Annotated in this window: 25 protein-coding genes and 1 tRNA gene; 12 read left to right on the forward strand and 14 right to left on the reverse strand. The window is 61.0% G+C overall.

Going from position 1 to position 26704, the window contains the following annotated elements:
* Positions 1–118 precede the first annotated feature (118 nt).
* From C6W91_RS03490 to grxD, 3 genes are all read left to right on the forward strand, one after another.
* Positions 119–355 carry a BolA/IbaG family iron-sulfur metabolism protein gene (locus tag C6W91_RS03490; RefSeq protein ID WP_065270190.1) on the forward strand — a complete coding sequence of 79 codons (237 nt, stop codon included), beginning with the start codon at positions 119–121 and terminating at the stop codon, positions 353–355.
* Between the two features lie 5 nt (positions 356–360).
* On the forward strand, positions 361–591 hold the full coding sequence (locus C6W91_RS03495) for a hypothetical protein (RefSeq protein ID WP_065270189.1): 231 nt from the start codon (positions 361–363) through the stop codon (positions 589–591).
* A 110-nt stretch (positions 592–701) separates the two neighbouring features.
* Positions 702–1064: a Grx4 family monothiol glutaredoxin gene (gene grxD / locus C6W91_RS03500; RefSeq protein ID WP_274828054.1), complete on the forward strand. Its 363-nt coding sequence runs from the start codon at positions 702–704 to the stop codon at positions 1062–1064.
* Between the two features lie 132 nt (positions 1065–1196).
* Here grxD and C6W91_RS03505 read toward each other — a convergent pair whose 3' ends face one another.
* A complete protein-coding gene (locus C6W91_RS03505; RefSeq protein WP_274867497.1) occupies positions 1197–1598 on the reverse strand; it encodes a cell division protein ZapA in 402 nt (133 codons plus the stop codon).
* Positions 1598–2395: a colicin transporter gene (locus C6W91_RS03510; protein ID WP_274867498.1), complete on the reverse strand. Its 798-nt coding sequence runs from the start codon at positions 2393–2395 to the stop codon at positions 1598–1600. Before C6W91_RS03510 ends, C6W91_RS03505 begins: the two co-directional genes overlap by 1 nt.
* 279 nt (positions 2396–2674) lie before the next feature.
* On the opposite strand from C6W91_RS03510, the gene tkt reads away from it, so the two are divergent.
* Positions 2675–4696, forward strand: a complete 2022-nt coding sequence (gene tkt, locus C6W91_RS03515; protein WP_274867499.1) for a transketolase — start codon at positions 2675–2677, stop codon at positions 4694–4696.
* Between the two features lie 186 nt (positions 4697–4882).
* Here tkt and C6W91_RS03520 read toward each other — a convergent pair.
* A tRNA-Leu gene (locus C6W91_RS03520) sits at positions 4883–4968 on the reverse strand.
* 159 nt (positions 4969–5127) lie between these two features.
* Here C6W91_RS03520 and C6W91_RS03525 point away from each other — a divergent pair.
* Positions 5128–5706, forward strand: coding sequence for a YqaA family protein (locus C6W91_RS03525; RefSeq protein WP_274867500.1), 579 nt, complete (start codon positions 5128–5130; stop codon positions 5704–5706).
* Complete coding sequence (locus C6W91_RS03530; protein ID WP_065270183.1) at positions 5703–6167, forward strand: disulfide bond formation protein B; 465 nt, start codon at positions 5703–5705, stop codon at positions 6165–6167. The genes C6W91_RS03525 and C6W91_RS03530 overlap by 4 nt, the downstream gene beginning before the upstream one ends.
* A 43-nt stretch (positions 6168–6210) precedes the next feature.
* On the opposite strand, the gene C6W91_RS03535 is transcribed toward C6W91_RS03530, so the two are convergent.
* Positions 6211–6636, reverse strand: coding sequence for an Lrp/AsnC family transcriptional regulator (locus C6W91_RS03535; protein WP_274832187.1), 426 nt, complete (start codon positions 6634–6636; stop codon positions 6211–6213).
* 116 nt (positions 6637–6752) lie between these two features.
* On the opposite strand from C6W91_RS03535, the gene rocF reads away from it, so the two are divergent.
* Positions 6753–7679, forward strand: coding sequence for an arginase (gene rocF / locus C6W91_RS03540; protein ID WP_274867501.1), 927 nt, complete (start codon positions 6753–6755; stop codon positions 7677–7679).
* A complete protein-coding gene (locus tag C6W91_RS03545; RefSeq protein WP_274867502.1) occupies positions 7676–8740 on the forward strand; it encodes an ornithine cyclodeaminase in 1065 nt (354 codons plus the stop codon). Before rocF ends, C6W91_RS03545 begins: the two co-directional genes overlap by 4 nt.
* 8 nt (positions 8741–8748) lie before the next feature.
* On the opposite strand, the gene C6W91_RS03550 is transcribed toward C6W91_RS03545, so the two are convergent.
* A complete protein-coding gene (locus C6W91_RS03550; RefSeq protein WP_065270180.1) occupies positions 8749–9333 on the reverse strand; it encodes an HNH endonuclease in 585 nt (194 codons plus the stop codon).
* A 216-nt stretch (positions 9334–9549) separates the two neighbouring features.
* Between C6W91_RS03550 and C6W91_RS03555 the strand changes: the two genes are divergently transcribed.
* Complete coding sequence (locus C6W91_RS03555; protein WP_274867637.1) at positions 9550–10239, forward strand: pseudouridine synthase; 690 nt, start codon at positions 9550–9552, stop codon at positions 10237–10239.
* Between the two features lie 27 nt (positions 10240–10266).
* Here C6W91_RS03555 and C6W91_RS03560 read toward each other — a convergent pair whose 3' ends face one another.
* Both C6W91_RS03560 and C6W91_RS03565 read right to left on the reverse strand, forming a co-directional pair.
* Positions 10267–10932 (reverse strand): alpha/beta hydrolase, encoded by a 666-nt coding sequence (locus C6W91_RS03560; RefSeq protein ID WP_065270179.1) that lies wholly within the window; start codon positions 10930–10932, stop codon positions 10267–10269.
* Complete coding sequence (locus tag C6W91_RS03565) at positions 10929–11603, reverse strand: DNA-3-methyladenine glycosylase (protein WP_274828047.1); 675 nt, start codon at positions 11601–11603, stop codon at positions 10929–10931. Before C6W91_RS03565 ends, C6W91_RS03560 begins: the two co-directional genes overlap by 4 nt.
* A 105-nt stretch (positions 11604–11708) precedes the next feature.
* Here C6W91_RS03565 and C6W91_RS03570 point away from each other — a divergent pair, with 105 nt between their 5' ends.
* Positions 11709–12929: an MFS transporter gene (locus C6W91_RS03570; RefSeq protein WP_274828046.1), complete on the forward strand. Its 1221-nt coding sequence runs from the start codon at positions 11709–11711 to the stop codon at positions 12927–12929.
* Positions 12930–13018: 89 nt separating this feature from the next.
* Here the strand turns inward: C6W91_RS03570 and C6W91_RS03575 are convergent, their stop codons facing one another.
* From C6W91_RS03575 to C6W91_RS03595, 5 genes are all read right to left on the reverse strand, one after another.
* Complete coding sequence (locus tag C6W91_RS03575) at positions 13019–13795, reverse strand: squalene/phytoene synthase family protein (protein WP_274867503.1); 777 nt, start codon at positions 13793–13795, stop codon at positions 13019–13021.
* Positions 13785–14753, reverse strand: coding sequence for an alpha/beta fold hydrolase (locus C6W91_RS03580; RefSeq protein WP_274867504.1), 969 nt, complete (start codon positions 14751–14753; stop codon positions 13785–13787). Before C6W91_RS03580 ends, C6W91_RS03575 begins: the two co-directional genes overlap by 11 nt.
* Positions 14753–16375: a citramalate synthase gene (gene cimA, locus C6W91_RS03585; RefSeq protein WP_274867505.1), complete on the reverse strand. Its 1623-nt coding sequence runs from the start codon at positions 16373–16375 to the stop codon at positions 14753–14755. Before cimA ends, C6W91_RS03580 begins: the two co-directional genes overlap by 1 nt.
* A 109-nt stretch (positions 16376–16484) precedes the next feature.
* Entirely contained in the window at positions 16485–17930 is a 1446-nt protein-coding gene (cysS, locus tag C6W91_RS03590) for a cysteine--tRNA ligase (protein WP_274867506.1), read from the reverse strand.
* A gap of 289 nt (positions 17931–18219) precedes the next feature.
* A complete protein-coding gene (locus tag C6W91_RS03595; protein WP_274867507.1) occupies positions 18220–18768 on the reverse strand; it encodes a hypothetical protein in 549 nt (182 codons plus the stop codon).
* 491 nt (positions 18769–19259) lie between these two features.
* Here C6W91_RS03595 and C6W91_RS03600 point away from each other — a divergent pair, with 491 nt between their 5' ends.
* Positions 19260–20810, forward strand: a complete 1551-nt coding sequence (locus tag C6W91_RS03600; protein WP_370570436.1) for a trimethylamine methyltransferase family protein — start codon at positions 19260–19262, stop codon at positions 20808–20810.
* A gap of 121 nt (positions 20811–20931) precedes the next feature.
* Entirely contained in the window at positions 20932–21711 is a 780-nt protein-coding gene (locus C6W91_RS03605; protein WP_274867509.1) for a hypothetical protein, read from the forward strand.
* Here the strand turns inward: C6W91_RS03605 and C6W91_RS03610 are convergent.
* Together C6W91_RS03610 and C6W91_RS03615 are read right to left on the reverse strand one after the other, a co-directional pair.
* On the reverse strand, positions 21698–22441 hold the full coding sequence (locus tag C6W91_RS03610; RefSeq protein ID WP_274867510.1) for a glycosyltransferase: 744 nt from the start codon (positions 22439–22441) through the stop codon (positions 21698–21700). The two genes, C6W91_RS03605 and C6W91_RS03610, sit on opposite strands and share 14 nt — an antisense overlap.
* Positions 22442–22660: 219 nt before the next feature.
* Positions 22661–26335, reverse strand: coding sequence for a vitamin B12-dependent ribonucleotide reductase (locus C6W91_RS03615; protein WP_274867511.1), 3675 nt, complete (start codon positions 26333–26335; stop codon positions 22661–22663).
* Positions 26336–26704: the final 369 nt, after the last annotated feature.

Raw genomic sequence — 26704 nt, forward strand, 5'->3', positions numbered from 1 at the left:
CCAACTCGCACGGTCTGATTTTCAATCAGGTCTTGCGCGGCGGGAGCATCTCCCTGCTTGAACTGCCTCTCCGTCGGGCCTACATTTTTAGCGAACAGAACCACGAGGATCCCACGCAATGCCCATGCAGGCCCATGAAATCGAAGAGCTTCTGCGCGCATCCTTTCCCGATGCCCAAATCCAGGTCGGTGGCACCGACGGCGTGCATATGTCCGCGATGGTCGTCGATGAAAGCTTTCGCGGCAAGAACCGTGTGCAGCAGCAGCGCGCCGTTTACGCGGCCCTCAAAGGCAAAATGGACGGCGCCAATGGTGAGTTGCACGCCCTTGCCCTGACCACCAAAGCGCCGGAGTAGCACACATGTCGCTGTTCATGTCCTTTCTGGTGGTCGGCGTTATTGTGATGACGGCAGTTGTTGCCGTCATCGGTCAACGACGCGCACCAACGGAAGAGGACGACAGCGACCCGGACTATCACACGCTGCGCTCGGACTATCAGTCCGGCATGGGCGGCGGATCTGTCAGGACCTGGAAGGTCCCCAAGGACCCGCAGGAATATGCCCGCCTCTTTGTTCCCAAAGACAAGAGCTGAGCGCGCAGAGCCTCACACATCCGTTCCCCGGCCCGGATTGGAATTCTCCACTTTGTTCCCTATATCTCGGGCAGCAGAACAACGGCACATCCGCCAGAAGGAAACGCAACATGAGCGACGCAAAAACCCGCATCGATGAAACCGTCAAATCCAACGACGTGGTGCTTTACATGAAAGGCACCAAGGACATGCCGCAGTGCGGCTTCTCTTCCCGCGTGGCCGGTGTTCTGAACTACATCGGCGTTGACTATACCGACGTCAACGTGCTGGCCGACGAAGAGATCCGCGCCGGGATCAAGGATTACTCGGACTGGCCGACCATTCCGCAGCTTTATGTCAAAGGTGAATTCGTCGGCGGCTGCGACATCATCACCGAAATGACCCTGTCCGGTGAGCTCGACGGCATGTTCGAACAGAACGGCGTCAGCTTTGACAAGGCCGCGGCGGATAAGATCCGCGAAGCCAACGGTTAAGCCGCACGACCAGACAACATGAAAAAGGCCTGTCCGCAGCACGCGTGACAGGCCTTTTTTACGTTTCGGATTCGCACATTCGGCGAGCGACATCGAAAACCGATCGCCCCCGTCAGCGCAGCGCCCCGCCGTCTATTGCGCGGCAGAGGCTTTTTCTTCGATCTCCTGCGCCATGGATTCGGCGCGGGCGGCCAGTTCGGCCAGGGTTTCAGCCACCTGAGGGGGCACGACAGGTACTTCAATCCGCTCCGGCTCCGGCGCGGGCTGTGCCTTCAGCGCGGCCAGTTCCGCCTCGCGCTCAGCCAGGACCGCCTCGACCTCTTTGATCCGGTCCTCGACCGCTGCGGTCTTGTCCGCCAGCATCAGCCCCGCCATCAGCAGCATGCGCGCTTCAGGCATACGGCCAATCTGGTCCGACAGCACCTGCGCCTCGTCATCCAGCATCTTGGCGGCAGAATGCAGATAACTCTCCTCGCCTTCCTGGCAGGAGACCTCGAAACCGCGGCCGCCAATATGAATGGTCACTTCGGGCATCAAATTTCCTCTCCTTCGGGCAGGTTGGGCGCTGCCGCCAGCAGCGGTTCAAGCCGGGCCAGAACCGCGTTCACCTGCGCCTTGTCATTCGCCTGCGCCGCGCGCAGACCGTCGATCTCTGCTGCCATCGCCGCATTAATTAGCCCTGCATCGCCCAGCCCTTCGGCATTGGCTTCGCGCAGGGCAGCGTTGGATGTACGGAGCTGTTCGTTGGCCAGGCGCAATTGCTGCAATTCCGTGTCCAATCGCTGCAGCACCTCCTCGTCAGTGCCGCCGCTTTCACCATCAGCAGTTTCGGAAGTGGACGTTTCCTGAACGGATCCGGATTCAGCCAGCTGAGCCGTGAGTTCCGTATTGGCGGCCTCGAGCTGTTCAATCCGGTCCTCAAGGCTTTCTTTCTCGGTGGCCGCCGAATTGGCTGCGCCTTCCATCTGCGCCTTCAGCCGCGCCACTTCCTGTTTCAAGGCTTCGGCCTGCTGGGCATTTGCAGCCTCATTCCGCAATAGCTCGAGCTCGGCCTGCATTGCAGCGATATCACCCGAGGCATCTGCCGCGGACGCCGCCGGTGCCTGCTCTTCCAGCTCTTTCAACCGCCCGCGCAGGACCTTGACCCGTTCGGTCAACTGGGCATTGGCGACCCGTTCTTCGTCCAGCGCCTGTTCCAGCGCGCTGGTATCGGCCGCCGCAACGGCCTTGGCCTCGGCCGAGCTGCGCGCTTGTTCAAGTGCGCCGACACCCGTCCCGATCCGGTCCATTGCGGCCAGGATCCGGCCCTGCAAGTCTTCAATCTGCTTCATGCCTGTCCCTCACCCGTCCATCTCGCTGGCGCGATCTTCGCGCTGCCTCCTGCCGTGCCGGTTTGCACCTCTGCTTTGCACCGCTGTGCGAATCGCACATGCCTGCCGATCATACGCGCAGCTTCACCCTTGCAGGAGTAAAACACCGCCTCTTTGCTTTCAAGCACTTGCAAGCGGTCCTTCGCGTTCGAAACACAGAAACGCCTGCCAACGCTTGATCTTTGCCCCATCACTGGTATTCAGCGGCTCATCAGCCTGCCAACCTAAAGGAACAGTTCAGTGGATCTGACAGCCCTGCGCACCGCAAATCCCGAGCATTGGAACAAGGCCGCCGCCATTCGCGCCCTGACCCTTGATGCCGTCGCTGCCGCAAACTCCGGCCACTCCGGCATGCCGATTGGCATGGCCGATGTGGCCACCGTCCTGTTTGAAAAGCATCTAAAATTCGACGTAAAGGCCCCAAAATGGGCCGACCGTGACCGGTTCATCCTGTCGGCAGGCCACGGCTCCATGCTGATCTATTCGCTTCTCTATCTCATGGGCGACGAGCAGGTGACGCTGGATCAGATCAAGAACTTCCGTCAGATGGGTGCGCTGACCGCGGGCCATCCGGAAAACTTCCTGATCGATGCGGTGGAAACCACCACTGGTCCGCTGGGTCAGGGCATCGCCAACGCCGTCGGCTTTGCCATGGCCGAAGAAATGCAGCGCGCCCATTACGGCAAGAAGGTCGTCGATCACAACACCTATGTAATCGCAGGCGACGGCTGCCTGATGGAGGGCATCAGCCAGGAGGCCATCGGCATTGCCGGTCGTCAGAAACTGGGCAAGCTGATCGTGCTGTGGGACAACAACAACATCACCATCGACGGCTCGGTTGAACTCTCTGACCGCACCAACCAGATCCAGCGCTTCAAGGCCTCCGGCTGGCACGTGCAGGAAATCGATGGTCATGATCCCGAAGCCATCGACGCGGCCATCACCGCCGCGAAGAAGGCGCAGAAACCCTCGATGATCGCCTGCAAGACGCATATCGCCCTTGGCCACGCCGCGCAGGACACCTCCAAGGGTCACGGCGCGCTGACCGATGCCGAGCAGCTGAAAGCCGCCAAAGAGGCCTATGGCGCTCCGCTCGGCGCCTTTGAGGTCCCCGCCGACGTCAAAGCCCAGTGGGAAGCCATCGGCACCCGTGGCGCCGCTGACCGCGCGGCCTGGGAGGCGCGCTTTGCCGAGCTGTCCAAGCAGAAACAGGAGCGATTCAACCGCGCCTACGCACTGGAAGCGCCGAAAAAGCTCTCTGCTGCCATCAAGGCCCTGAAAAAGCAGATTAGCGAAGAGCAGCCCAAGGTCGCCACCCGCAAATCCAGCGAAATGGCGCTGGCGGTGATCAACCCCTTGATGCCTGAAACCGTGGGCGGCTCGGCTGACCTTACCGGCTCCAACAACACCAAGACCGGCGACCTCGGCGTCTTTGACACCGACAACCGCAAAGGCCGCTACGTCTATTGGGGTATCCGTGAGCACGGCATGGCCGCTGCGATGAACGGCATGACCCTGCACGGCGGCATGCGCCCCTATGGCGGTACCTTCTTCTGCTTCACCGATTACGCGCGTCCGTCGATGCGTCTGGCGGCGCTGATGAAGACCCCGACCGTCTTTGTCATGACCCACGATTCCATCGGTGTTGGCGAAGATGGCCCGACCCACCAGCCGGTCGAACACCTGGCGATCTGCCGCGCAACCCCGAACACCTATGTGTTCCGCCCCGCCGATACGGTGGAGGCTGCAGAAGCATGGGAAATCGCGGTTACCGCCAAGGAAACGCCGTCGGTCATGGTGCTGACGCGTCAGAACCTGCCCACCGTGCGCACCGAGCACAAGCTGAGCAACCTCACCGAAAAGGGCGCCTATGTCCTGGCCGAGGCTGAGGGCAAGCGTCAGGTGATCCTGATCGCCACCGGTTCTGAGGTTTCGCTGGCGATGGAAGCCAAGGCCAAGCTGGAAGCCGAAGGTATCGGCACCCGCGTCGTCTCCATGCCCTGCATGGAGCTCTTCGCTCAGCAAGACGAAGCCTACCGCCGCAAGGTCCTGCCCGCAGGCCCCGTGCGTGTTGGTATCGAGGCCGCCGTGCGCGCCGGTGGCTGGGACCGCTGGCTGCTGGGAGAGCGTGGCCAGGAGAAGAAAGCCGCATTCGTGGGCATGGACCGCTTCGGAGCCTCCGCACCTGCAGGTGAGCTGTTCGAGAAATTCGGCATCACCGCAGCGGCCACCGTTGCAAAGGCAAAAGAGTTGCTTGGGTGATCTGCGGACCATCCTATCACTGAGACCAGAGGCGCCCCAACCGGGCGCCTCATTTCATTTCCGACCCGTGAAGTGTGGAGCAAGAACAGACGTCAAGCTATTGAAACCATGTCACAACAGCGAAAGCACCGGATAACCCCGATGTGGCAGCACTTGTGAATTCATAAATTTGGATGGGGTTGAGGCTGGTACCCAAGGCCGGACTCGAACCGGCACGCCCGTTAAGGCGGGGGATTTTGAATCCCCTGCGTCTACCATTCCGCCACTTGGGCCTCGGGGCTGTTGTTACCCAAGGCGGCAGATGAGGTCCAGAGCCAAACGCGGCCCCATGGCATAATTCTGTGCAAACGCCTCTCAGTCCCCACCCGCATGTTGACCTTGCCGCGCCTGCGTGCAACCTCGGCGCCACAGGGGATAACGGCGGATGGTCAATGTTACGCAGGCTATATGATCGCACGATGGCGCTGGCGGATCATCCGCGGGCGCTGTGGTGGCTGGCCATCGTTTCTTTTGCCGAAAGTTCGGTCTTTCCGATCCCGCCAGATGTGCTGATGATCCCGATGATTCTGGCGCGCCCCTCGCGGGCCTGGTTGATTGCCCTGGTGGCGCTGGTCTCTTCGGTTCTGGGCGGGCTTCTGGGCTATGCCATCGGTGCCTTCTTCTACGAAGGCATCGGTCAGCCCATCCTTGAGATGATGGGTAAGGCGGATGCCATGGAGGCCTTTAACTCCCGGTTCAACGACTTTGGCTTCTGGGCGGTTCTGGGCGCGGGCATCACGCCATTCCCGTTCAAGGTGATCACCATCATGTCCGGCTGGACCGGCATGCCGCTGGTGACCTTCGTTGCAACCTCTATCCTCGCGCGATCGCTGCGGTTTTTCGCGGTTGCGGCGCTGCTGCGCCTGTTCGGCGCGCCGGTACGCGCCTTTATCGAGCGGCGGCTCGGTCTTGTTTTCACGGCCTTTGTCGTGCTTCTTTTCTGCGGCTTTCTTGTGGTGAGATACCTATGACGTTCAGAACTTTCCTGATCCTGATTGCAGCAGGCGGATCCGCTGCCCTTTTGCTGGGGGCCTTTGGCTTTCAGTACATCGGTGAAATGCCGCCGTGCAAAATGTGCTACTGGCAGCGTTATCCGCATGCCGCCGCCGTTGGCATCGGGGCGCTGGCAATCCTGATCCCAGGTGCATTCTTCCCCTACCTCGGCGCGTTGGCAGCGCTGGCGACCTCAACCATCGGGGCCTATCACGCCGGTGTCGAACAGGGCTGGTGGGAAGGACCGAGCGCCTGCACCTCGGGATCGATTACCGGGCTGACACCTGATCAGTTGATGGAGCAGATCATGGCCGCGCCGATGGTACGCTGCGATGAAATCCCGTGGGAGATGTTTGGCCTGTCGATGGCCGGCTGGAACGCGGTGATTTCTGCCGGGCTGATGCTGATCTGGATCGCGGCCGCGCGGCAGCGTCGCTGAGCAGGACGAAACGGCAACGGGTGGCGCCCCCGCCCTGCCCCACTCAGGTCTCTTTCTTGGTGGCCAGCAACAGATTGGTTTCGCTGGTCGACACCCCATCAAAGTTACGGATCTTCGCAAGAGCAGAGTCGAGCGTCTCCAGCGTTTCCGTGCCAAGTTCCACGATCAGGTCCCAACGCCCATTTGTTGTGTGGATTGCACGCACCTCTGGCAGACCATGCAGTTGCCGCGTGATCCGGCTGGCACCGCGTCCCTCGATCCCGATCATCATCAAGCCGCGCACCGGATCCCGCAGCACGTCCTCCTTCAGGACAACGGTAAACCCCAGGATGTCCCCCCGCGTCTGTAGCCGTTCGATGCGCGCCCGCACCGTGGTGCGTGACAGGTTCAGCTCCAGCGCAAGATCGGACAGGGACGCCCGTGCATTGTGGCGCAGCGCCGCGATCAGCCGTTCATCCGTTTTGTCCAAACTTACCTCCATTACGTGAAATTGCTACGCATTATGGTCAAAATACTGACTTCAATCCACCCCGAATTGGAGCTCCCCTGAAGGCTCGACACAATCGTGATGGAGATCCTTCCCCCGTGAGCACACAGAACTGCATTCTGATCGGCGCGCCGGTAGACAGTGGAAAACGTCGCGCCGGCTGCCTGATGGGACCCGATGCCTATCGCACCGCCGGATTGTCCACGGCCTTGACCGATCTGGGCCATCAGGTGACGGACCTTGGCACGGTGACACCCGCAGCGCACCCGCCGGACGAGGCGAACTCGCGGCTGTTCTCGCTGAACCAGACCATCGGTTGGACCAGCGCGCTCCGCGATGCTGCTGCATCCGCAATGGAGCAAGGCTTGCCAATTTTCCTTGGCGGTGATCACGCGCTGTCCCTTGGCTCGGTCATCGGTGTGGCCAATTACGCCGCCCGGCAGAACCGGCCGCAATTCGTGCTGTGGCTGGATGCACATACCGATTTCCACACACCGCAAACCACCGACAGTGGCAATCTGCACGGCACGCCGGTTGGCTATTTCACCGGTCGCGAAGGCTTTGACGGGTTTCCAGCTGTAAAGAACCCGGTGCCCGAGGAGAACGTCTGCATGTTCGGCCTGCGGTCTGTTGATACGTCCGAGCGGCAGGCTTTGGAAGGCAGCCAGATCCGGCGCCACGACATGCGCGACATTGACGAAAACGGTATCACCGGCCCCTTGGCCGCGTTTCTGGACCATGTGGCAGCCCAGAACGGCATGCTGCACGTGTCTCTGGATGTGGATTTCCTCGACCCCTCTGTCGCCCCGGCGGTGGGCACCACGGTGCCCGGCGGCGCCACGGTGCGCGAAGCGCATCTCATCTGCGAAATGCTGCATGATTCCGGGTTGATGACCTCGCTCGACCTTGTCGAACTCAACCCTTTCCTCGATGAACGCGGCCGCACCGCGCATCTGATGGTCGATCTCTGCGCCTCGGCCCTGGGCCGCCGCGTCTTTGACCGCCCCACACGGAGCTACCAATGACCAACCTCAATCCTTCCGCCAAAGCCATGGTGCCTTTTGTCAGCGTCGACAACATGATGCGCCTGATCCATCACACCGGCGTGGAAAACATGCTGCGCGACCTTGCCGCCTATGTCGAAGAGGACTTCCGCCGCTGGGAGCTGTTCGACAAGACCCCGCGCGTGGCAAGCCATTCGGACGTGGGTGTGATCGAGCTGATGCCCACCTCGGATGGGGAGGCATACGGATTCAAATACGTCAATGGCCACCCCAAGAACACCTCGGAGGGGCTGCAGACCGTGACCGCCTTTGGGCTCTTGGCGGATGTCTATACCGGCTATCCGGTGCTCCTGACGGAAATGACGATGCTGACGGCACTGCGCACGGCGGCGACCTCGGCCATGGTGGCGAAATACCTGGCACCAAAGGACGCTCACACCATGGCGATGATCGGCAATGGCGCCCAGTCGGAATTCCAGACCCTGGCGATGAAGGCGATCTGCGGCCTGAAATCCGTGCGCCTTTATGATCAGGATCCCAATGCCACCGAAAAATGCGCCCGTAATCTGGCGGGCTGCGGTCTTGAAGTGGTGAAATGCAAAACCCCCGAAGAGGCCATCGAAGGCGCGCAGATCCTCACCACCTGCACCGCGGACAAACAATACGCCACTATCCTCAGCGACAATATGGTCGGCCCCGGCGTACACATCAACGCCATCGGCGGTGACTGCCCCGGCAAGACGGAACTGGCGGCTGGTATCCTGTCCCGGTCGGATGTCTTTGTGGAATTCCCACCGCAAACCCGCATCGAAGGCGAGATCCAGCAAATGCCCGAGGATTTCGAAGTCACCGAAATGTGGCAGGTGATCACCGGCCAAAAGCAAGGACGCCGGGACGACCGGCAGATTACCCTGTTCGACAGCGTCGGTTTCGCCATCGAGGATTTCAGTGCCCTGCGGTATATCCGCGACCAGATCAAGGGCAGCGAATTCTTCATCGAACTCGACATGCTGGCAGACCCGGACGATCCGCGCGATCTGTTCGGCATGCTGCAACGGGCCGGAACCGCGCACCCCGCATAAACGGCAGCTCAGGCTTCGAGTTCGGAATCCCAATATAGGAAGTCCATCCAGCTGTCGTGCAGATGGTTGGGTGGGAACTTGCGCCCGATGTTGCGCAACTCCTCGGCGCCGGGGCGTTTGGGCGCCTTGCGCAAGTGCATCCCGGCCCGGTGCAGCGATTTTGACCCCTTGCGCAGGTTGCATCTAGAACAGGCCGCGACAACGTTTTCCCAGCTGGTCACGCCACCCGCGGCGCGGGGCACCACATGGTCGAAGGTCAGATCCCCCCGCGCGCCACAGTACTGACAGCAGAATTCGTCCCGCAGAAATAAATTAAAGCGCGTGAAGGCCACGCGCTTTTGAGGTTTGACATAATCTTTGAGGACGACAACCGACGGTATTCGGATCTGCGTGCTCGGGCTATGCACCACGGTGTCATACTCTGCCACGATCGCCACCCGGTCCAGCCAGGCTGCCTTGACCGCATCCTGCCACGGCCACAGGGACAGCGGATAATAGGAAAGCGGCCGGTAGTCCGCATTCAGTACCAAGGCCGGGTGCTGTTTCAGCGCCCCGGGGTCCCGTACAAAGTCTGTTCTGAAATCGCCGTCCATTCTAAACGTCTTCCTCGCCCTGCCTGCCCGTTACCTGACACCAGAGCGGGGAACCCGCCCCAGTCTGAGATTAACTATATATCGCGGTAGAAAGCTGGCAAGCCCCTTGCGCGCTACAACATCTCGAAGGCAGGCATAGGCCGATTCCGTGACAGGCAGGTGACGGGCCTGCTCAAGAAACTTGCGCCTTTCAAACGCGAGGCCTATTGCGGCGCCATGACCCGACTTATCCGCTTTAACAAACCCTTTGACGTTCTGCCGCAGTTCACCGACCGCAGCACCGAAGGGGGGCCCCGCAAGACGCTGAGCGAATTCATCGATTGCCCCGGCGTTTACCCCGCTGGCCGTCTGGATCGCGACAGCGAGGGATTGATGCTGCTGACCGACAATGGCCGCCTTCAGGCCTGGATCAGCGATCCGCGCAACAAGATGGCAAAGATCTATTGGGTGCAGGTCGAAGGCACGCCGGATGAGGCCGCGCTGCAGGCCCTGCGGCAGGGGGTGGAGTTGAAAGACGGGTTGACCAAACCCGCCAAGGCGCGGCGGATTGATGAACCTGCGGGCCTCTGGGCACGCACTCCCCCGATCCGGGTGCGCAAATCGGTGCCCGATACATGGATCGAGCTGACCATTACCGAGGGGCGCAACCGGCAGGTCCGCCGGATGACCGCTGGGGTCGGTCACCCCACCTTGCGGCTGATCCGTTATGCCATTGGCGCCTGGACCCTGGATGGGCTGGCGCAGGCCAAATGGGAAGATCTGGAACCGCCAAAGGTGCCGGGGCGGCCCAAACCGGCGCAGCTACCCAACCGCCGGGCGCAGGCGAGACGGGCCAAGGAAAAAGCCAAAGACACCGATCAAAAGAAAACGGGCGGCAAGCCCCGAAAGCCTCGCCGCCCGTACTGAATTCTTCCTGTTCGGCGTCCGCGCCGGTCAGAGGCTCAGCTTGTCCCGCATGAAGGCCAGCGCGACGCTCAGCCCGTCGGGGGCAATGCCATGGCCGGTGCCCTTTTGAATATGGGCAAACACATCCTGAAACCCGGCTTCCTGCAGCGCCTCGGCGGCCTCGGGCAGGGATTGCACAGGGACCACGTCATCCGCATCACCATGCACCAGCAGCACCGGCATCCGGCTGACCACCTCGTCCTTGAAGGTATCCGGGCTCAGCAGACGGCCAGAGAAGGCAACGATCCCGGCCACCGGATCCTCGCGGCGCGGTGCCACGTGCAGGCTCATCATGGTGCCTTGCGAGAAGCCGAACAGCACCACCTGCTCGGGCAGTACGTCCTCATCCACCATCAGCGCGTCGAGGAAGGCATTCAGATCCTCGACGGCGGCCTGCATGCCGCGCATGCTTTCTTCTTCGGAGGAGCCATCGATCCAGGGGATCGGGAACCACTGATAGCCCATCGGCGCCCCGGCGCAGTTTTCGGGCGCATCAGGCGCCACGAACAGCGTGTCCGGCAGGTGCTCGGCCAGCGGATCAGCCAGCCCCAGCAGGTCGGCTCCATTGGCGCCATAGCCATGCAGAAACACCACAACCGAGCGGGTTGAGCCGGAAAGCGGCTCTTTGCGGCCAGCAGTCAATACACGAGTCATCGGATCCCTTCCCTGTCCTTCTTCACATGGTAATAGGCCCAGAGAACCCGTGCCGCAACCGCGCGCCAGGGCGACCAGTCTTCGGCCATTTTGCGCAAGGCGCGTTCCTTGGGACGTTCCGGCAGATCGAACAACAGCCGCGCGCCCTCCTGCAAGGCCAGATCGCCGGGCGCGAAGACATCCGCCCGCCCTAGCGCAAACATTGCATAGATTTCCGCAGTCCAGACCCCGATGCCGGAAACTTCGGTCAGGATCGCCACGACTTCCGCATCCGGTTTACTCCGCAAGGCATTGAAATCGATAGAGGCCTCCGCCAAAGCCCGCGCATATCGGACCTTTTGACGGCTAAGCCCGGCTGCGCGCATTTCCTCGTCGCTGGCCGCGATGATCGCATCCGGTTCGGTCAGCCCCGCATTGGACATCCGGGTCCAGATCGAGGCCGCCGAAGCAATGCTGAGCTGCTGGCCCACGATGGCATTCAACAACTCCGCAAAACCATCAGGATGGCGCCGCAGTGGCAAAGTTTCGATCTGGGCCAACGCATCGGCAAAGCGTGGGTGCTGCGCCGCCAGCCATTCCGCGCCTTCGGTAACGCATGCATCGCTGTGAATGATCCGTCCAACCCCGTTATCCGTGACTACACGGCTCTCTGTATCTGTGTGTGACGCCACGTCACGTTTCCTTCATCTGTTAATTTTCACAAAACTGCCGACGGACGCCCGATGAGGCGCGCCTGGCGTCTTGTTCCCGCTCACATTCAGGGTTACGCATCCCACATGACACAGACCATGACCACCCCCACCGACGACAGAGTCGCCAAGAAGAATGTTGCCATTCTCGTGATGGCGCAGGCCTTCCTCGGCGCTCAGATGCCGATGATCTTTACCATTGGCGGCCTCGCGGGGCAGTCGCTGGCCTCCAACCCCTGTTTCGCCACTTTGCCGATCTCACTGATCGTCGCCGGGTCGATGATGGCAGCAACGCCGATTTCGGCGATCATGCAACGCTGGGGCCGCCGCGCGGGCTTCTTTACCGGAGCGCTGTTCGGAGCGCTTGGCGGCATCGTTGGCGCCTATGGTCTCTATCTCGGCTCATTCCCTGTGTTCCTGCTCGGCAGCCTTCTGACCGGCGTCTACATGAGCGCGCATGGTTTCTACCGCTTTGCCGCCGCCGATACCGCGTCCGAAGAGTTCCGTCCCAAGGCGATTTCCTACGTGATGGCGGGCGGGCTTTTGTCGGCCATCATCGGCCCACAGCTGGTCAAGGCGACCAGCCAGGCCTTCGTCATCCCCTTCTTCGGCACCTATATGGCGGTGATAGCGGTCAACGTTGTGGGCGCGGCGCTGTTTCTGTTCCTGAACATCCCGAAACCGCCGGTCCCCAGCCATGACGCCCCCAAGGGCCGCAGCCGTATCGAGCTGCTGAAAACCCCGGTGATCGCGGTGGCGGTGATCTGTGCAATGGTTTCCTACGCGCTGATGAACCTCGTGATGACCTCGACCCCGCTGGCCGTGGTTGGCTGCGGCTATACCGAAGGCAACGCCGCCGATGTGGTGACCTCTCACGTCCTGGCGATGTATGTGCCCTCCTTCTTTACCGGTCACCTGATCGCGCGTTTCGGCGTGGAAAAGATCGTTGCCGCCGGTCTGGTCATTCTGGCCGGCGCGGGCGCTGTGGCGCTGCAAGGCGTCGACCTCGGCAACTTCTTCATCGCGCTTGTCCTGCTTGGTGTCGGCTGGAACTTCGGCTTTATCGGCGCGACCACCATGCTGGCAGGCGCGCATGAGCCGCACGAACGTGGCCGGATGCAGGGTCTGAACGACCTTTTAGTCTTTGGCGGTGTCACCATGGCTTCGCTCGCCTCGGGCGGTCTGATGAACTGTTCGGGCGGCTCGCCGGTGGATGGCTGGAGCGCGGTCAACATGGCAATGGCCCCCTTCCTGGTGCTGGCAGGTGGCGCACTGGTCTGGCTCGCTCTGCGGCCCAAGCGGGTCTGACGGCGCTGCCCAACCAAAAACACAAAAGCCGCCCAGTGGGCGGCTTTTTTTGTTCGATTACAAAGACCTACCGCCTCAAACGCGCCCGTCTACCAGCGCCCCAGCGCGGCCCGCATCATCAACCCGCTACGGCGGCGGAACTCGCTGGTGCCAAGCGCACCTGCAGCCACCCGCTCCGGCTCGCGCATTGCCTGTTTCAGAATGCTGCGCGCCTGCCAGCCCGCCAGCATCGCCGGCGCCGCTGCACCCGACACGCTACCACGCGACCGCCGCGCTTGCTCAAGGTATTGGTATCCCTTTTCCGCCAGCTGCTGCACGCCCTTTGGTGTGCCGTCCAGCAGCGGCACGCGCTTTTGTTTCTCCAGCTCGGGGATCGCGCGCAGCCAGTTGGCAATGCCCATCCCGCGCCCAAAGGCGCGCACGGTTTCTTCCTCCGCATCCCCCAATGAGGCCGCCGCCATCCACAACAGGCTGCCCGAAGTGGCATCGATATAGGTATCGAACGCCGCCTCGTCCTCGAACGGATCGCGATAAATGTCCCAGCGCCGCGCCTCGGCCATGGCGTCGATCTCTTTCGCCAGGTCGGGCCGCAGCAGCCGCCCCAGCGGGGTCGCCACATAGTGACGGCGTACCGGCTTCGCTTCCGCGATTTCGGCGCCGACATCGCGCCACCACTGCACCCGCATCTCGGCGATCATGCTTTCCTGGCTGGCCCAGGGCGCGCGGGAGAGTTCAAGATTGAAGGCATAAAGCGCGAACAGAAGCGGACGCGCTGCAACGGGCGCCGCCATGGTCGCCATGAAGCGGTCCGGATCGCCCTGCCGGACCAACTCGGCGCAGCCTTTCAGATCGTCGTCAAACTCCATCTAGGAACTCCTTCACGGCCATTGCAGTTTCCGGCGCATCGACGATGCCAAGATGGCCGACACCCGGAATGATGCGATAGCTCCCCCGGTGCGTCACTGGCGCCATCAGTGGCTCATAGCCCTCCGCGACAAAGGCTTCATCCTTTTCCCCTGCCATTACAAAGAACTCCGGAAGAGCCCTAATGTCCGCCAGATAGTCGCTTCGCGGTGCGTATGAGGTGTTGAGCCGATAGGAATATTCCGTCGTCGCCAGATGCCCCAGCGGTCCGTCCAGAACCTGTTTCGGCATCGCGAACTGGATTACGGTCAGGTGATTGAACCACGTGATCCCCAAGGCATTCAGCATCGAAAGCCCGATGATCCGGCGCGTCAGCGGCTGCGCCCATCCGCCCGAATTCTTGCGGGTTGTCGGGGCGTCATACTTCAGGAACGGCGCCAGAAGAACGGCGCGGTCCACCATGCCCCCATGTTGCCCCCCGGCAAAGCGCACCACCAGCCCGCCGCCCGAGGAATGCCCGAGCAGAACAACTTTCTGCCGCGGTTGCACGCGGGCTGCGATCAGGTCCGCAAGGTCATCCTCCAGCTGGCCAATATACTCCACATCGCCGCGCCGCCCGGGGGCGGCTCCGTGCCCGCGCAGATCCGGCACCAGAACATGTCCTGCGATCTGCGGTGCAAGCGTGGCATATTGCAGCCCATTCCAGCCGGAACCATGCACCATGACTACCAGCGGCCCGACGCCGTTGTCGAAGCTGCGCACCTGCAGCGGATAGCCATCCCGCATCGGAACGGTCTCCGGCTCTGGCATGTCCGGCCCCGCAGAGACCGCAGAGAAATCCAGCCCCTTTTCCTGCGCCGCAGGCAGCATATCTGCAGGCCTCTGCGACAGGATCAAAGCAAAGGGCAGCACCGCCGTGATGGCCAGACCGATAGCCGCCGCCCGGATCAGCGCTTCCATCATGCTTCCGGCGCGCAGTCGCGTATCAGCTTCCAGCGGATCGCATCCAGCAGCGCCTCGAAAGAGGCGTCGATGATGTTCGGGCTGACGCCGACCGTGGACCAGCGGCGGCCCTGATTGTCGGCGCTGTCGATCACCACACGCGTCACCGCTTCGGTGCCGCCCTGAGTGATGCGCACCTTGAAGTCCACCAGACGCATATCGTCGATCACCTCGGAGTAACGCCCCAGATCCTTGGCCAGCGCCTTCGCCAGCGCGTTCACCGGGCCGCGGTCGCTGCCGGTTTCATCCATGGATTCGCTGACCGACAGGCGTTTTTCGCCATCCACCTTAACGACAACGACCGCCTCTGAGAGGCTCACCATCTTGTTGTACTTGTTCTTGCGCCGCTCAACCGTGACCTTGTAGCGCTTCACCTCAAAAAACGTCGGCAGTTGCCCCAGCTCCTCGCGCGCCAGCAGCTCGAACGAGGCCTGCGCCGTATCGTAGGAGTATCCTTCATCCTCGCGCGCCTTGATCCGGTCAAGGATCCGTGCCAGTGCCGGATCGCCCTTTTCCACGTTCAGCCCGGCGTCGGTCAGCCGCTTGCGCAGGTTCGACTGACCGGCCTGATTGGACATGGGAATGATGCGCGCGTTGCCCACCAGTTCAGGCTGGATATGCTCATAGGTCGACGGATCCTTCAGGATCGCGCTGGCGTGCAGACCCGCCTTATGGGCAAAGGCCGAGGCCCCGACATAGGGCGCCTGCTTCATCGGCACCCGGTTGAGGATATCATCCAGCATCCGGCTTTGTTGCGTGAGGCCGGTCAGCGCCTCAAGGCTGACGCCGGTCTCGAACTGGCTGGCGTAGGGGTCCTTTAGCAGCAGCGAGGGGATCAGCGTCGTCAGATTGGCATTGCCACAGCGTTCGCCCAGCCCATTCAGCGTGCCCTGCACCTGCCGCACGCCCGCATCCACGGCCGCCAGCGAACAGGCCACCGCGTTTTCCGTGTCGTTGTGCGTATGGATGCCAAGGCGCTCCCCGGGAATGCCTGCCGCGATCACCTCGGTCACGATGCGATAGACCTCGGCGGGCATGGTACCGCCGTTAGTGTCGCACAGAACCACCCAGCGCGCCCCCGCATCCAGCGCGGCACGGCAGGCGGCCAGCGCATACTCCGCATTATCCTTGTAGCCATCAAAGAAATGTTCGGCGTCAAACAGCGCCTCGCGTCCCTCGGCCACGATATGCGCCACCGAGGCGCCGATATTCTCAAGGTTCTCCTCCAGCGTGATGCCAAGCGCGGCCGTCACGTGGTAGTCATGCGATTTGCCCACCAGGCAGACCGTATCGGTTCCCGCGTTCATCACTGCCGCCAGAACATCGTCATTGGCAGCCGAGCGCCCTGCCCGTTTCGTCATTCCAAAGGCCGCCAGTCGCGCGCGGGTTTTCGGCGCCACCTCGAAAAAGGCACTGTCGGTCGGATTGGCGCCGGGCCAGCCTCCCTCAATGTAATCGATCCCCAGATCATCCAGCGCCTTGGCGATCTGTTGTTTTTCCGCGGTCGAGAACTGCACGCCCTGCGTCTGCTGCCCATCGCGCAGCGTGGTGTCGTAAAGGTAGAGACGTTCTTTGCTCATTCCTGCCTCGTTGTGTTCACCGGGCGGCGCCCGGCCCGGGGTGGGCGTAAAGCGCCCGCCCATGGGGCGGGTCGGGCGCTGCCCGGAGCGCGGCTCCGGGCGGGTCGGATCAGATCTCGTCCAGCTTGGCCGGATCAAACCCCGGCCCCGGTACCAGTTCGACGCCTGTCTTGCTCATCCGGACTTCTAGTCCTGCGCCCGTATAGGCACTTTTCAGACGATCCACTTCAGAGAAGTCCTTGCTTTCCATGGCAGTTTGACGGGCCTCGAACAGCCGCGTCTCATGCGCAGACAGATCCACGTCAGGTGCCTTCACCCAGTCCGGAACATTATCGCCCAGCAATCCAAGCAGTTCCATGCTAGAGCGTAGCGCAGCCACATCTCCGGCCTGTGAATATTGGTGGCACTCCGCCAGAACGCCATGGGTGTTGATATCATCCGCAAGGAGCTCAACGACATGCAGTTCCGGCTGCCTGCCGGGAAGGGCCTCTGCCGCCTGAGCGTACCACTTGCGCAAGGTCTTCTCAGCTTCCTTTGCCTTCTTCTCGGTCCAGTCCATCGGTTTGCGATAGTGGGTCGACAGGAAGACAAACCGGATCACCTCACCCGGAATGCCCTGCTCCAGCAGATCATGCACGGTGAAGAAGTTACCGAGCGATTTCGACATCTTCTTGCCCTCGACCTGCAGCATCTCATTGTGCAGCCAGTAGTGCGCAAAAACTTCATTGCCATGCGCACAGCAGCTTTGTGCGATCTCGTTCTCATGATGCGGGAACATCAGATCGTTGCCGCCGCCGTGAATGTCGATCACATGTGGGAACTTCAACGCGTTTTCTGACAACTTCCCCTCTTCAAGGGGCCGTTTCCACAAAAGATCGTCAGCCATAGCCGAGCATTCGATATGCCAGCCGGGGCGTCCGCGGCCCCAGGGGCTGTCCCAACCGGGCAGATCATCGGTTGACGGTTTCCACAGAACGAAATCCATCGGGTTCTTCTTGTAAGGTGCAACCTCCACCCGGGCGCCCGCGATCATGTCGTCGACCGAACGGCCAGACAGTTTGCCGTAGCCCTCGCGCCAGCTGTCGACGGCGAAAAGCACATGCCCTTCGGCGGCATAGGCGTGGCCCTTGGCGATTAGATCCTCGATCATTGCGACCATCTGGGGAATATATTCCGTTGCCCGCGGCATGTGGTTCGGCTCCAGCGCGCCAAGGGCGCCCATGTCATCCAGGAACCACTGGGTCGTCTCGGCGGTGATCTCACTGATCGCACGACCGCTTTCGGCAGCGCGGGCGTTGATCTTGTCATCCACGTCGGTGAAATTGCGCGCATAGGTCACGTGATCGGCGCCATAGACGTACCGCAGCAGCCGGTAGAGCACGTCGAACACTACGACAGGCCGTGCGTTGCCCAGATGCGCCCGATCATAGACCGTGGGACCACAGACATACATCCGCACGTTTTCCGGATCGATCGGAGTGAAGACCTCTTTCTTGCGGGTCTTCGTGTTGTGCAGTTTGATCACCGGTTGGGTCACTGTATCGGTCGTCGTCATGACAGCTCCTTTGACAGGCACGGGCGTGTAGGGCTCAAGGCCAGGCGCACGGGGGCGCAGCGCGGGCTTAGCAAGTTGTCAGTTGGAAGGGAACGACAGAAACCAGCCCGCTGTGAAATTCAGCAGGTTATGCAGCAGGTAATGCAGCAGCTAATGGAGATAGGCGCGGCGGTTCTGGTCATGGGATGGCTGTTAGCACGCCCCGGCCCCGCCGCCAAGCATTTCGCAATGCTATGCTAGCTCTTTCTGCCCATGGTCTCGCCAACCCTTTGGAGACCCGGTGCCGCCTTCAAAACCGGAAGGCGGCCCGCACCGAAAGGATATCGCCGCCCTTTCCCGCCTGCGCGGCCGCAGGATCAACATCATGGTGCAGAAATTCGCCGGTCATCTGCAACACACGGTTCACCGAGACCCGCAACCCGAGACCAAAGACCTGGCTCGGCGCCAGACCAGAGGACGCACCGTGCTGAACCTCGCCCAGCGTGACATAGCCAAGGGCATCGCCAAAATCATATCCGGCCCGCAGATGCAGCTGCTGACTGTCCGACTGACCGCCAAGACCGGTAATATCCAGACCGCCGCCCTGCCGGACCGTGCCACCAAGGACAAGCTCACCATAGTCATGATCGAACCCAGCCTGCAGCGTGGCAGCCCCGTTTGACTGCAGCCCCGACCGAGAGACATATGCACCAATACCGCCTGATCCCGCCTGCCCCAGAGAGCGTGCCACAAAGGAGGTGGACCAATCCCCCGCCGCTGCGGGAATGGCCAGCGCAAGCCCGGTCATCGCCCCGATGACACTGGTGCTGAAATGATGAAGCTGGAAAACCCCTGACATTGTTTCGGTCCTGTTTTCGCACCCGTATCGGTGCGGTATTTTACGCCAGTGATGGCGCGGCATCCCCGTGATCCAGCTTGTCAAAAATCTCTTAACACTTTGTTCCCGTATCGCGTGTGCTGTGGCCATTCCCCCGCAAAATCACCGCCTCGTTATAACGTTTTGAAAGCGCGCTACTTTCCCACCGTAAAATTTCCAGAACATTCCCCAGCCCTTGCGCGGCGCCCCCGCGCACCCCTCCATCGTCCGAGCGCGCTCGTGAAATAGATGACGTTTTTTTCACATCGGTCGCAAACACGATAGTTTTGCCTTGTCGCGCTGCCATCCTGAAACCGTGAAAGGAGGGCGCACGGATGCAGGAGGAGCAATGCTTGGTCAGTCTGGTCTGGCGCACCATCGGCGCCGCGCGGGGTCTTGCGGCGCGCGGTCGGCCAAGATCGGGTTATCCGCTTAACAAAAGAAGGTAACCCTATCTATCCACAGGATTTTCCATGACTTCTGATCCGACAATCCGCACCAATTTACGCAGCGGTGGGCGTGCGGCGCGCCGCGCCGCGCGCGCCGCGCCGCTGGACCGCGCCCTCCGTCCCATCCGCCCCGGTATGTCCGGCGGCGCCTATTCGCCCCTGTCACAGGCCGATGTGGAGAAAATCCACCACGCTGCGCTGGACGCGCTGGAGCGGATCGGCCTTGCCGACGCCCCACAAAGTGGAATTAATTACCTGACCGCTGCGGGCTGCACGCTGGGCAGCGACGGGCGCCTGCGCTTTCCCCGCGCCTTGGTCGAAGATACCCTGGCCCGCGCCAACCGATCCGTCACCCTGTTCAGCCGCGACGGGCAGACCGACCTAAACCTCTCCGGCACCCGGGTGCACTACGGAACGGCGGGCGCAGCGGTCCATATGGTTGACGTCGACGGCCGCGCCTATCGCGAGTCCACCTTGCAGGACCTGCATGACGCCGCCCGGATCTGCGACGCGCTTGACAATATCCATTTCGTACAGCGCCCCATGGTGGCCCGGGACATCACTGACAGCCGCGAACTTGACCTTAACACCATCTACGCTTGCTGTTCTGGTACCTTCAAACACATCGGCACCTCATTCACCGACGCGAGTTTTGTCGCGCCCGCCGTGGAAATGCTGCACATGATCGCAGGTGGCGAGGAGAAATGGCGCGAACGCCCCTTTGTCTCCAATTCCAACTGCTTTGTGGTGCCGCCGATGAAATTCGCCACTGAAAGCTGTCTGGTGATGGAGGAATGCATTCGCCATGGCGTTCCTGTCTTGCTGCTGTCGGCGGGAATGGCCGGGGCCACTGCGCCATCAACCGTGGCTGGTGCCATCGTGCAGGCAGTGGCCGAATGCCTGGCAGGCCTGGTTTACGTCAACGCCGTAAGCCCCCGACATCCTGCAATTTTTGGCACCTGGCCATTCGGACTCGACCTGCGCACCGGCGCTATGACCGGCGGATCGGGTGAACAGGCGTTGCTGACGGCGGGCTGTGCGCAGATGCACCGTTTTTACGGCCTGCCCGGCGGCGCGGCGGCGGGGATCGCGGATGCAAAATTGCCCGACATGCAGGCGGGATGGGAGCAGATGTGCTCCAACGTCATGGCCGGTCTTTCCGGCCTCAACATGGTATATGAGGCCGCCGGAATGCACGCATCTCTGCTGGGGTTCTGCCACGAATCCCTGATCCTTGGCGATGATCTGATCGGTCAGGCCCTGCGCTGCGTGCGGGGGATCGAGGTGACAGATGAAACCCTGGCGCTTGATCAAATCGCCGAGGTTTGCCTTGGCGGCAGTGGTCACTACCTTGGAACGGCGCAAACCCTGTCACGGATGCAAGCCGACCATGTCTATCCAACCCTTGGGGATCGCACCTCCCCCAAGGAGTGGGAGGAAAAGGGGAAGCCGGATCTGTTGCGCAAGGCACGGGAGCGGAAGGAGGAGATCCTGTCACGCCGAAGCCCGGCGCGCCTTCCCCTGGATCTGGACCGGGTCATAAGGGAGCGGTTCCCCATCCATTTGCCCAGTTGACACAGCGCGAGCACCTGAGTGTCTCAGGCATTCCGGTGCTCGCACCTAGTGTTGGGCTGTCGAATGGTCCATATAGGGGAGCGTCCGCTGCGGAGAAAGCAGCGCCCTGTTGGAGCATACGATGACACCTCCCTCCCAATTATCCGCAATCGTGACCATCCACGATCAGGACCTTCTTCTGCAGTATGAAGCTGAGAACAAATTCCAAACGATTGGGTGCCCTGTCACCTATATGTTCGTAGGCAAAGGGCCGGTAGACAAGGTTCGCGCCATGGATCGCGTCATCATTGCCCGGGAACAGGCTGACAATATTGAGGATTTCAAATTCCTAGTAGACTTCACGTCTTGGTACGCCTGCATCAATAACGCTGTCCCCCTGACGGAATTTGTCGCGCTGATTCAATACGATGTAACCGTAAGCGAAAGTTTCTCCAGCGCCACGCTGTCCCAGCTTCAAACCGATCCAGACGCGGTGCTGGGATATAGCCCTGTCCCCATGGCAGATCGGAATTTTATCCGTGACAACATGGGTTACGCGCCCCTGCGTGAGGCCGTGAAGAAGGTGTATGGGTTTGACATCAAACCGATCCTGCGCAGCCACATGGCCTCAGCAACCGACAAGAACTGGCCTGCCACAAACAACGTGGCTATGCGCCGCGATACGCTGTCCGATTTCGTGCGTTGGTTTACGCCGCTTGGCCTTGCGATGGGAAACAGCCGCCCGTCCGGGCATGCGTTCGAGCGTGCCATCAAATTGTTTTGCATTTTGACAGGAAGGCACAACCTGTACGACCGTGAGGTTTTGCAGCATTTCCAGATGAACTCCCACGAAACACAGGATTTCAAAAAGGATACCGGGCGTCTGCACCAACTACTGGCCCGAAACTCTAGAGAGCCTTGATCCTTTGGCGCAGGTATTCAAGATAACCTGAAAGGGATGTGGAGGCGGCGAATTTCTGGCGGACATAGCGCAGTTCTTTTTGGCGCAGCGATTTTGAGACGCTGGCGCTGACCTGCCCCTCGTGTATCCGGTTCACCACCAGGGTCTGCGGCAGGATCACCGGATCGCCAAGCGCATCCCACAGCCGTTTGTAGAGGTCCACATCCATCAGCCAGATCAGGTTTTCATCAAACCGCTGCATACGGCTGCGCCGCATTGCCAGCACCGATGGGCTTGAGACGGTGTTTTTGCCAAACTGCAACTTCTCAGTCAGTCGCGGCACCATGGGGCGTTCAACCGACCCGCTATTGCGGCTGATACCCGAGCCACACAACAGCCAGTCGCCCCCCGCATCCATCGCTTCAACAATATCACCCAAGGCACGGCTTCCATTCAGGAAATCGTCCTGAAAAAGCACTTTGACGATATCACCGGATGCGTGATCCAGGGCATTGTTCACATTGGCCGATGCCTGCCGTGGTGCATCGTGGTTCCAGATGTGGCGTATGGTCAGACGATCCGAGAAAGCGGCGCAGACATCTGCCACCGCCGTGTCATCGGATTGGTCCGAAACGACAACCTCGAAATCACGAAAGCTTTGCCCTGTCAGGATCTCCAGCGACTGAGCCAGATACTCTGCACCCTTGCCCCCCATGCCATAGGCCGGAATGCAGATACTTATGGCAGGCATGGCGTTTCTCCGGGGCTTGGTGGACTGCGCTCTTGGCCTAGCAAAGAGCCGCGCCAAGGCCAAGCGGCAGAACGGGGAAACGGATACCCAACAGGAAAAAGCCCCCTCCGATGCGGAGGGGGCGAGTTTCGCCAATCAGGCTCATTAGTGTACCGCCCGCGTTTTTTTGCCTGGGCCTTCTTGGCGTCCAGGGCGAGCGCACTCGCCCCCGATCTGGTCTCAGCTGCAGCCCGAAGTGGCGCCGCAGGTGTTGCATTTCATGCAGGTGCCGTTGCGCACCAGCGTGTAGTTGCCGCATTCACCGCAGGCCTCGCCCTCGTAGCCCTGCATCTTGGCCTTGGTGCGGGCGTCCATGCCGGTCACCGTAACCGAAGCCGTTTCCGTCACCGTTGCGCTTTCAGTCACCTCCGGCACCAGTGTTTGCAGCGCAGTCACCGGGTCAGCACCGGTGCCAAGCGGCGCGATCCCGTCCAGCACGGTCTGCCCGCCGTTCAGCACCACAAGTTCCTGCGGCAGACGCTTGCGCAAGTACCCGGTCGAGGAGATCTGCTTCAGCACCTCCAGCGAACGGGTTGCGGCGCTTTCGCTCAGCTCGGTGACGTTGGAGACGCCCTCTTCCTCACCGCGACCGATATCATCGAATGCGGGGCCTTCGGGTTTCACATGCGCGAGGTCGGTGCGATCCAGGTAGCTGACCGCCAGTTCGCGGAAAACATAGTCGAGGATCGAGGTTGCGTTCTTGATGCTGTCGTTGCCCTGCACCATGCCCGCCGGTTCGAACTTGGTGAAGGTGAAGGCATCGACGAACTCTTCCAGCGGCACGCCGTATTGCAGGCCAACAGAGACGGCGATGGCAAAGTTGTTCATCATCGCCCGGAAGCCAGCGCCTTCCTTGTGCATGTCGATGAAGATCTCGCCAAGGTTGCCGTCTTCATACTCGCCGGTGCGCAGGTAGACCTTGTGCCCGCCGACAACCGCCTTCTGGGTATAGCCTTTGCGGCGCTGGGGCATCTTGGTGCGGTGCGATTTCACCACTTCCTTGATGACCACTTTTTCGACGATCTTCTCGGCCAGGGTGACGGCCTTTTCCTGCTGGCTACCGCTTTCCAGGATCTCCGCCGCCTCATCGTCGCCCTCGACCAGCGCAGCCGCCAGCGGCTGGCTCAGCTTGGACCCGTCACGATAGAGCGCGTTTGCTTTCACACCCAGCGACCAGGACAGCTCATAGGCCTTCTGGCAGTCTTCGATGGTGGCATCGTTGGGCATGTTGATCGTCTTGGAGATCGCGCCCGAGATAAAGCTTTGCGCCGCCGCCATCATGCGGATGTGGCTGTCAACGCTCAGGTAGCGCTTGCCCTTCTTGCCGCAGGGGTTGGCGCAATCGAAGATGTGATAGTGCTCTTCCTTCAGGTGCGGCGCGTTCTCCAAGGTCATGGTGCCGCAGACGTGATCGTTGGTCGCCTCGATATCGGCCTTGGTAAAGCCCAGGTGACGCAGCAGATCAAAGGTCGGGTCGTTCAGCTTGGTCGCCGGGATGCCCAGAACACCGGTGCAGAACTCTTCGCCAAGGGTCCATTGGTTGAACACGAAACGCACATCAAAGGCGCTTTCCAGCGCGGCGTCGATCTTGGCCAGCTCGTTGGGGCCAAAGCCGTGACCGGCCAGCGAGGTATGGTTGATCCCCGGCGCATTGCCGATGGTGCCGTGGCCGACGGCATAAGCAACGATTTCTTCGATCTGGGCCGAGGTATACCCGAGCCCTTCCAGCGCGGCAGGCACCGAGCGGTTGATAATCTTGAAATAGCCGCCACCGGCCAGTTTCTTGAACTTCACCAGGGCAAAGTCGGGCTCGATCCCGGTGGTGTCGCAATCCATCACCAGGCCGATGGTGCCGGTCGGGGCAATCACGGTGGCCTGCGCGTTGCGATAGCCGTGCTTCTCGCCCAGTTCCAGCGCCTCATCCCAGGCGCCCGCGGCCAGATCGGTCAGGCGTGCATCGGGGCAGTTTTTCAGATCCAGCGGCACCGGCGGCACCGCCAGCCCTTCATAGCCGGTTGTCTTCCCCTGGGCGGCAGTGCGGTGGTTGCGCATCACCCGCAGCATGTGGTCGCGGTTCTTTTCAAAACCAGGGAACGGGCCCAGCTCGGAGGAGATTTCGGCCGAAGTGGCATAGGCGACGCCGGTCATGATGGCAGTGAGCGTGCCGCAGAGCGCGCGGCCTTCGTCGCTGTCATAGCCATAGCCCATGTTCATCAAGAGACCGCCGATATTGGCATATCCCAGACCCAGCGTGCGGAAGTCATAAGACCGCTGCGCAATTTCCTGGGACGGGAACTGCGCCATCATCACGCTGATTTCCAGCGTCAGGGTCCACAGGCGGCAGGCATGCATGTAGTCCTCGGCCTGGAACTCACCGTCCTTGAGGAAGGTCAGGAGGTTCAGCGAGGCCAGGTTACAGGCGGTGTCATCCAGGAACATATACTCCGAGCACGGGTTCGATCCGCGGATCTCGCCATCTTCGGGGCATGTGTGCCAGTCATTCACTGTGTCATGGAACTGGATGCCCGGATCGGCACAGGCCCATGCGGCGTGGCCGACCTTCTCCCACAGATCACGCGCCTTGACGGTCTTGGCGACGCGGCCATCCGTGCGGTTGATCAGCTCCCAATCGGCGTCCTTCTCTACCGCGTGCAGGAAAGCATTGGTGACGCGGATCGAGTTGTTGGAGTTTTGACCCGAAACCGAGGAATAGGCATCGCTGTCCCAATCGGTGTCATAGGTCGGGAATTCGATCGAAGTGTGGCCCTGCCTGGCGTAATCCAGAACCCGTTTGATATAAGTCTCCGGGATCGCGACCTTTTTCGCTTCGCGAATGGCTTTCTTCAGCCCCTCGTTCTTGCTCGGCTCATAGGCGTCTGCCTCCAGACCGTCCCATTCGCGGATCGCCGCAAAGATGCCGTTCAGCATCTGCTCGTGCATCTTCGAACCCGCAACGATCGAGGCGACCTTCTGCTCTTCGATCACCTTCCACTGGATGAAATCCTCGATATCGGGGTGATCCGCATCGACGATGACCATCTTGGCCGCGCGGCGCGTAGTGCCACCGGATTTGATCGCGCCAGCTGCCCGGTCACCGATCTTGAGGAAGCCCATCAGGCCCGAAGATTTGCCGCCGCCGGACAGAGGCTCGCCTTCGCCGCGCAGATGGCTGAAGTTGGTGCCGGTGCCGGAGCCGTATTTGAACAGGCGCGCCTCGCGCACCCAAAGATCCATGATGCCGCCGTCGTTCACCAGATCGTCGGACACGGACTGGATGAAACAGGCGTGCGGCTGCGGATGTTCATAGGCGCTGTCGGATTTGGTCAGCTTGCCGGTCTTGTAATCGACATAGTGGTGGCCTTGCGCGGGGCCATCGATGCCATAAGCCCAGTGAAGCCCGGTGTTGAACCACTGCGGCGAATTCGGCGCCGCGCGCTGCGACGCCAGCATATAGCGCATTTCGTCGTAATAGGCGCGGGCGTCTTCCTCGGTCGAGAAATAGCCGCCTTTCCAGCCCCAGTATGCCCAGCCACCGGCAAGACGGTCAAAGACCTGTTTGGAAGAGGTTTCGCCAACGAATTCAACATGATCGCCATCGGGGACCGACCGCCACAGGAATTCTGGCACGCCCTTTTCCCGGACTTTCTTCAGGCGGGACGGAACACCGGCTTTGCGAAAGTATTTCTGGGCTATGACATCGCTGGCAACCTGGCTCCATTCAGCCGGAACTTCGATGTTTTCGAGTCGGAAGACAATGGTCCCGTCAGGATTTCGAATTTCGGATGTAGCCGAGATGAAATCGAGGTCCGCATATGCGTCCTGACCAGATTTGGTGTACTTCCGTTCGATCTTCATGCTCTGCCCCTTCGCATTAGCTCTGTCCCGTCTTTTTGTTGGCCACGTCGCGGCGCAGCCTTGCCATGAAGAAACACAGAAAACAGGCGGCAACTGCTGTCAGAAGCGTGCCAGGGAGCCCTACACCGGCCCCGGTCCTTGGAATCTCTACTAGTGTTTAGTCTTGTTGCAGCGCCCAAAGAACATACAAGATTTAGTAGCGAAGCAACTGGCACCCACAATTTGGCGTAATCACGCCGTGAGGGTCAACGCAAAATTTACCACTTAGATACCATTTTTTTGGTTGACCGGTGAAATCGGAAACGCCCGTGGTTCGCTTCATCGATTCACCGACTGCACCCGCGGGCTGACCGAGCTGCCAACACCACT

The sequence above is a fragment of the Phaeobacter sp. SYSU ZJ3003 genome (assembly GCF_041300735.1).
In the GTDB taxonomy this organism is placed as follows: domain Bacteria; phylum Pseudomonadota; class Alphaproteobacteria; order Rhodobacterales; family Rhodobacteraceae; genus Phycobacter; species Phycobacter gallaeciensis_A.

Excerpts from the sequence above, each read along its gene's own strand:
- cysS (WP_274867506.1), bottom strand. The coding sequence starts at position 17,930 with ATGACGACGACCGATACAGTGACCCAACCGGTGATCAAACTGCACAAC.
- C6W91_RS03605 (WP_274867509.1), top strand. The coding sequence starts at position 20,932 with ATGACACCTCCCTCCCAATTATCCGCAATCGTGACCATCCACGATCAG.
- C6W91_RS03615 (WP_274867511.1), bottom strand. The coding sequence starts at position 26,335 with ATGAAGATCGAACGGAAGTACACCAAATCTGGTCAGGACGCATATGCG.
- C6W91_RS03580 (WP_274867504.1), bottom strand. The coding sequence starts at position 14,753 with ATGGAAGCGCTGATCCGGGCGGCGGCTATCGGTCTGGCCATCACGGCG.
- grxD (WP_274828054.1), top strand. The coding sequence starts at position 702 with ATGAGCGACGCAAAAACCCGCATCGATGAAACCGTCAAATCCAACGAC.
- C6W91_RS03550 (WP_065270180.1), bottom strand. The coding sequence starts at position 9,333 with ATGGACGGCGATTTCAGAACAGACTTTGTACGGGACCCCGGGGCGCTG.
- C6W91_RS03510 (WP_274867498.1), bottom strand. The coding sequence starts at position 2,395 with ATGAAGCAGATTGAAGACTTGCAGGGCCGGATCCTGGCCGCAATGGAC.
- C6W91_RS03575 (WP_274867503.1), bottom strand. The coding sequence starts at position 13,795 with ATGGAGTTTGACGACGATCTGAAAGGCTGCGCCGAGTTGGTCCGGCAG.
- C6W91_RS03490 (WP_065270190.1), top strand. The coding sequence starts at position 119 with ATGCCCATGCAGGCCCATGAAATCGAAGAGCTTCTGCGCGCATCCTTT.
- C6W91_RS03555 (WP_274867637.1), top strand. The coding sequence starts at position 9,550 with ATGACCCGACTTATCCGCTTTAACAAACCCTTTGACGTTCTGCCGCAG.
- C6W91_RS03570 (WP_274828046.1), top strand. The coding sequence starts at position 11,709 with ATGACACAGACCATGACCACCCCCACCGACGACAGAGTCGCCAAGAAG.
- C6W91_RS03525 (WP_274867500.1), top strand. The coding sequence starts at position 5,128 with ATGTTACGCAGGCTATATGATCGCACGATGGCGCTGGCGGATCATCCG.
- C6W91_RS03530 (WP_065270183.1), top strand. The coding sequence starts at position 5,703 with ATGACGTTCAGAACTTTCCTGATCCTGATTGCAGCAGGCGGATCCGCT.
- C6W91_RS03610 (WP_274867510.1), bottom strand. The coding sequence starts at position 22,441 with ATGCCTGCCATAAGTATCTGCATTCCGGCCTATGGCATGGGGGGCAAG.
- C6W91_RS03595 (WP_274867507.1), bottom strand. The coding sequence starts at position 18,768 with ATGTCAGGGGTTTTCCAGCTTCATCATTTCAGCACCAGTGTCATCGGG.
- C6W91_RS03495 (WP_065270189.1), top strand. The coding sequence starts at position 361 with ATGTCGCTGTTCATGTCCTTTCTGGTGGTCGGCGTTATTGTGATGACG.
- C6W91_RS03545 (WP_274867502.1), top strand. The coding sequence starts at position 7,676 with ATGACCAACCTCAATCCTTCCGCCAAAGCCATGGTGCCTTTTGTCAGC.
- cimA (WP_274867505.1), bottom strand. The coding sequence starts at position 16,375 with ATGAGCAAAGAACGTCTCTACCTTTACGACACCACGCTGCGCGATGGG.
- C6W91_RS03505 (WP_274867497.1), bottom strand. The coding sequence starts at position 1,598 with ATGCCCGAAGTGACCATTCATATTGGCGGCCGCGGTTTCGAGGTCTCC.
- C6W91_RS03600 (WP_370570436.1), top strand. The coding sequence starts at position 19,260 with ATGACTTCTGATCCGACAATCCGCACCAATTTACGCAGCGGTGGGCGT.
- C6W91_RS03560 (WP_065270179.1), bottom strand. The coding sequence starts at position 10,932 with ATGACTCGTGTATTGACTGCTGGCCGCAAAGAGCCGCTTTCCGGCTCA.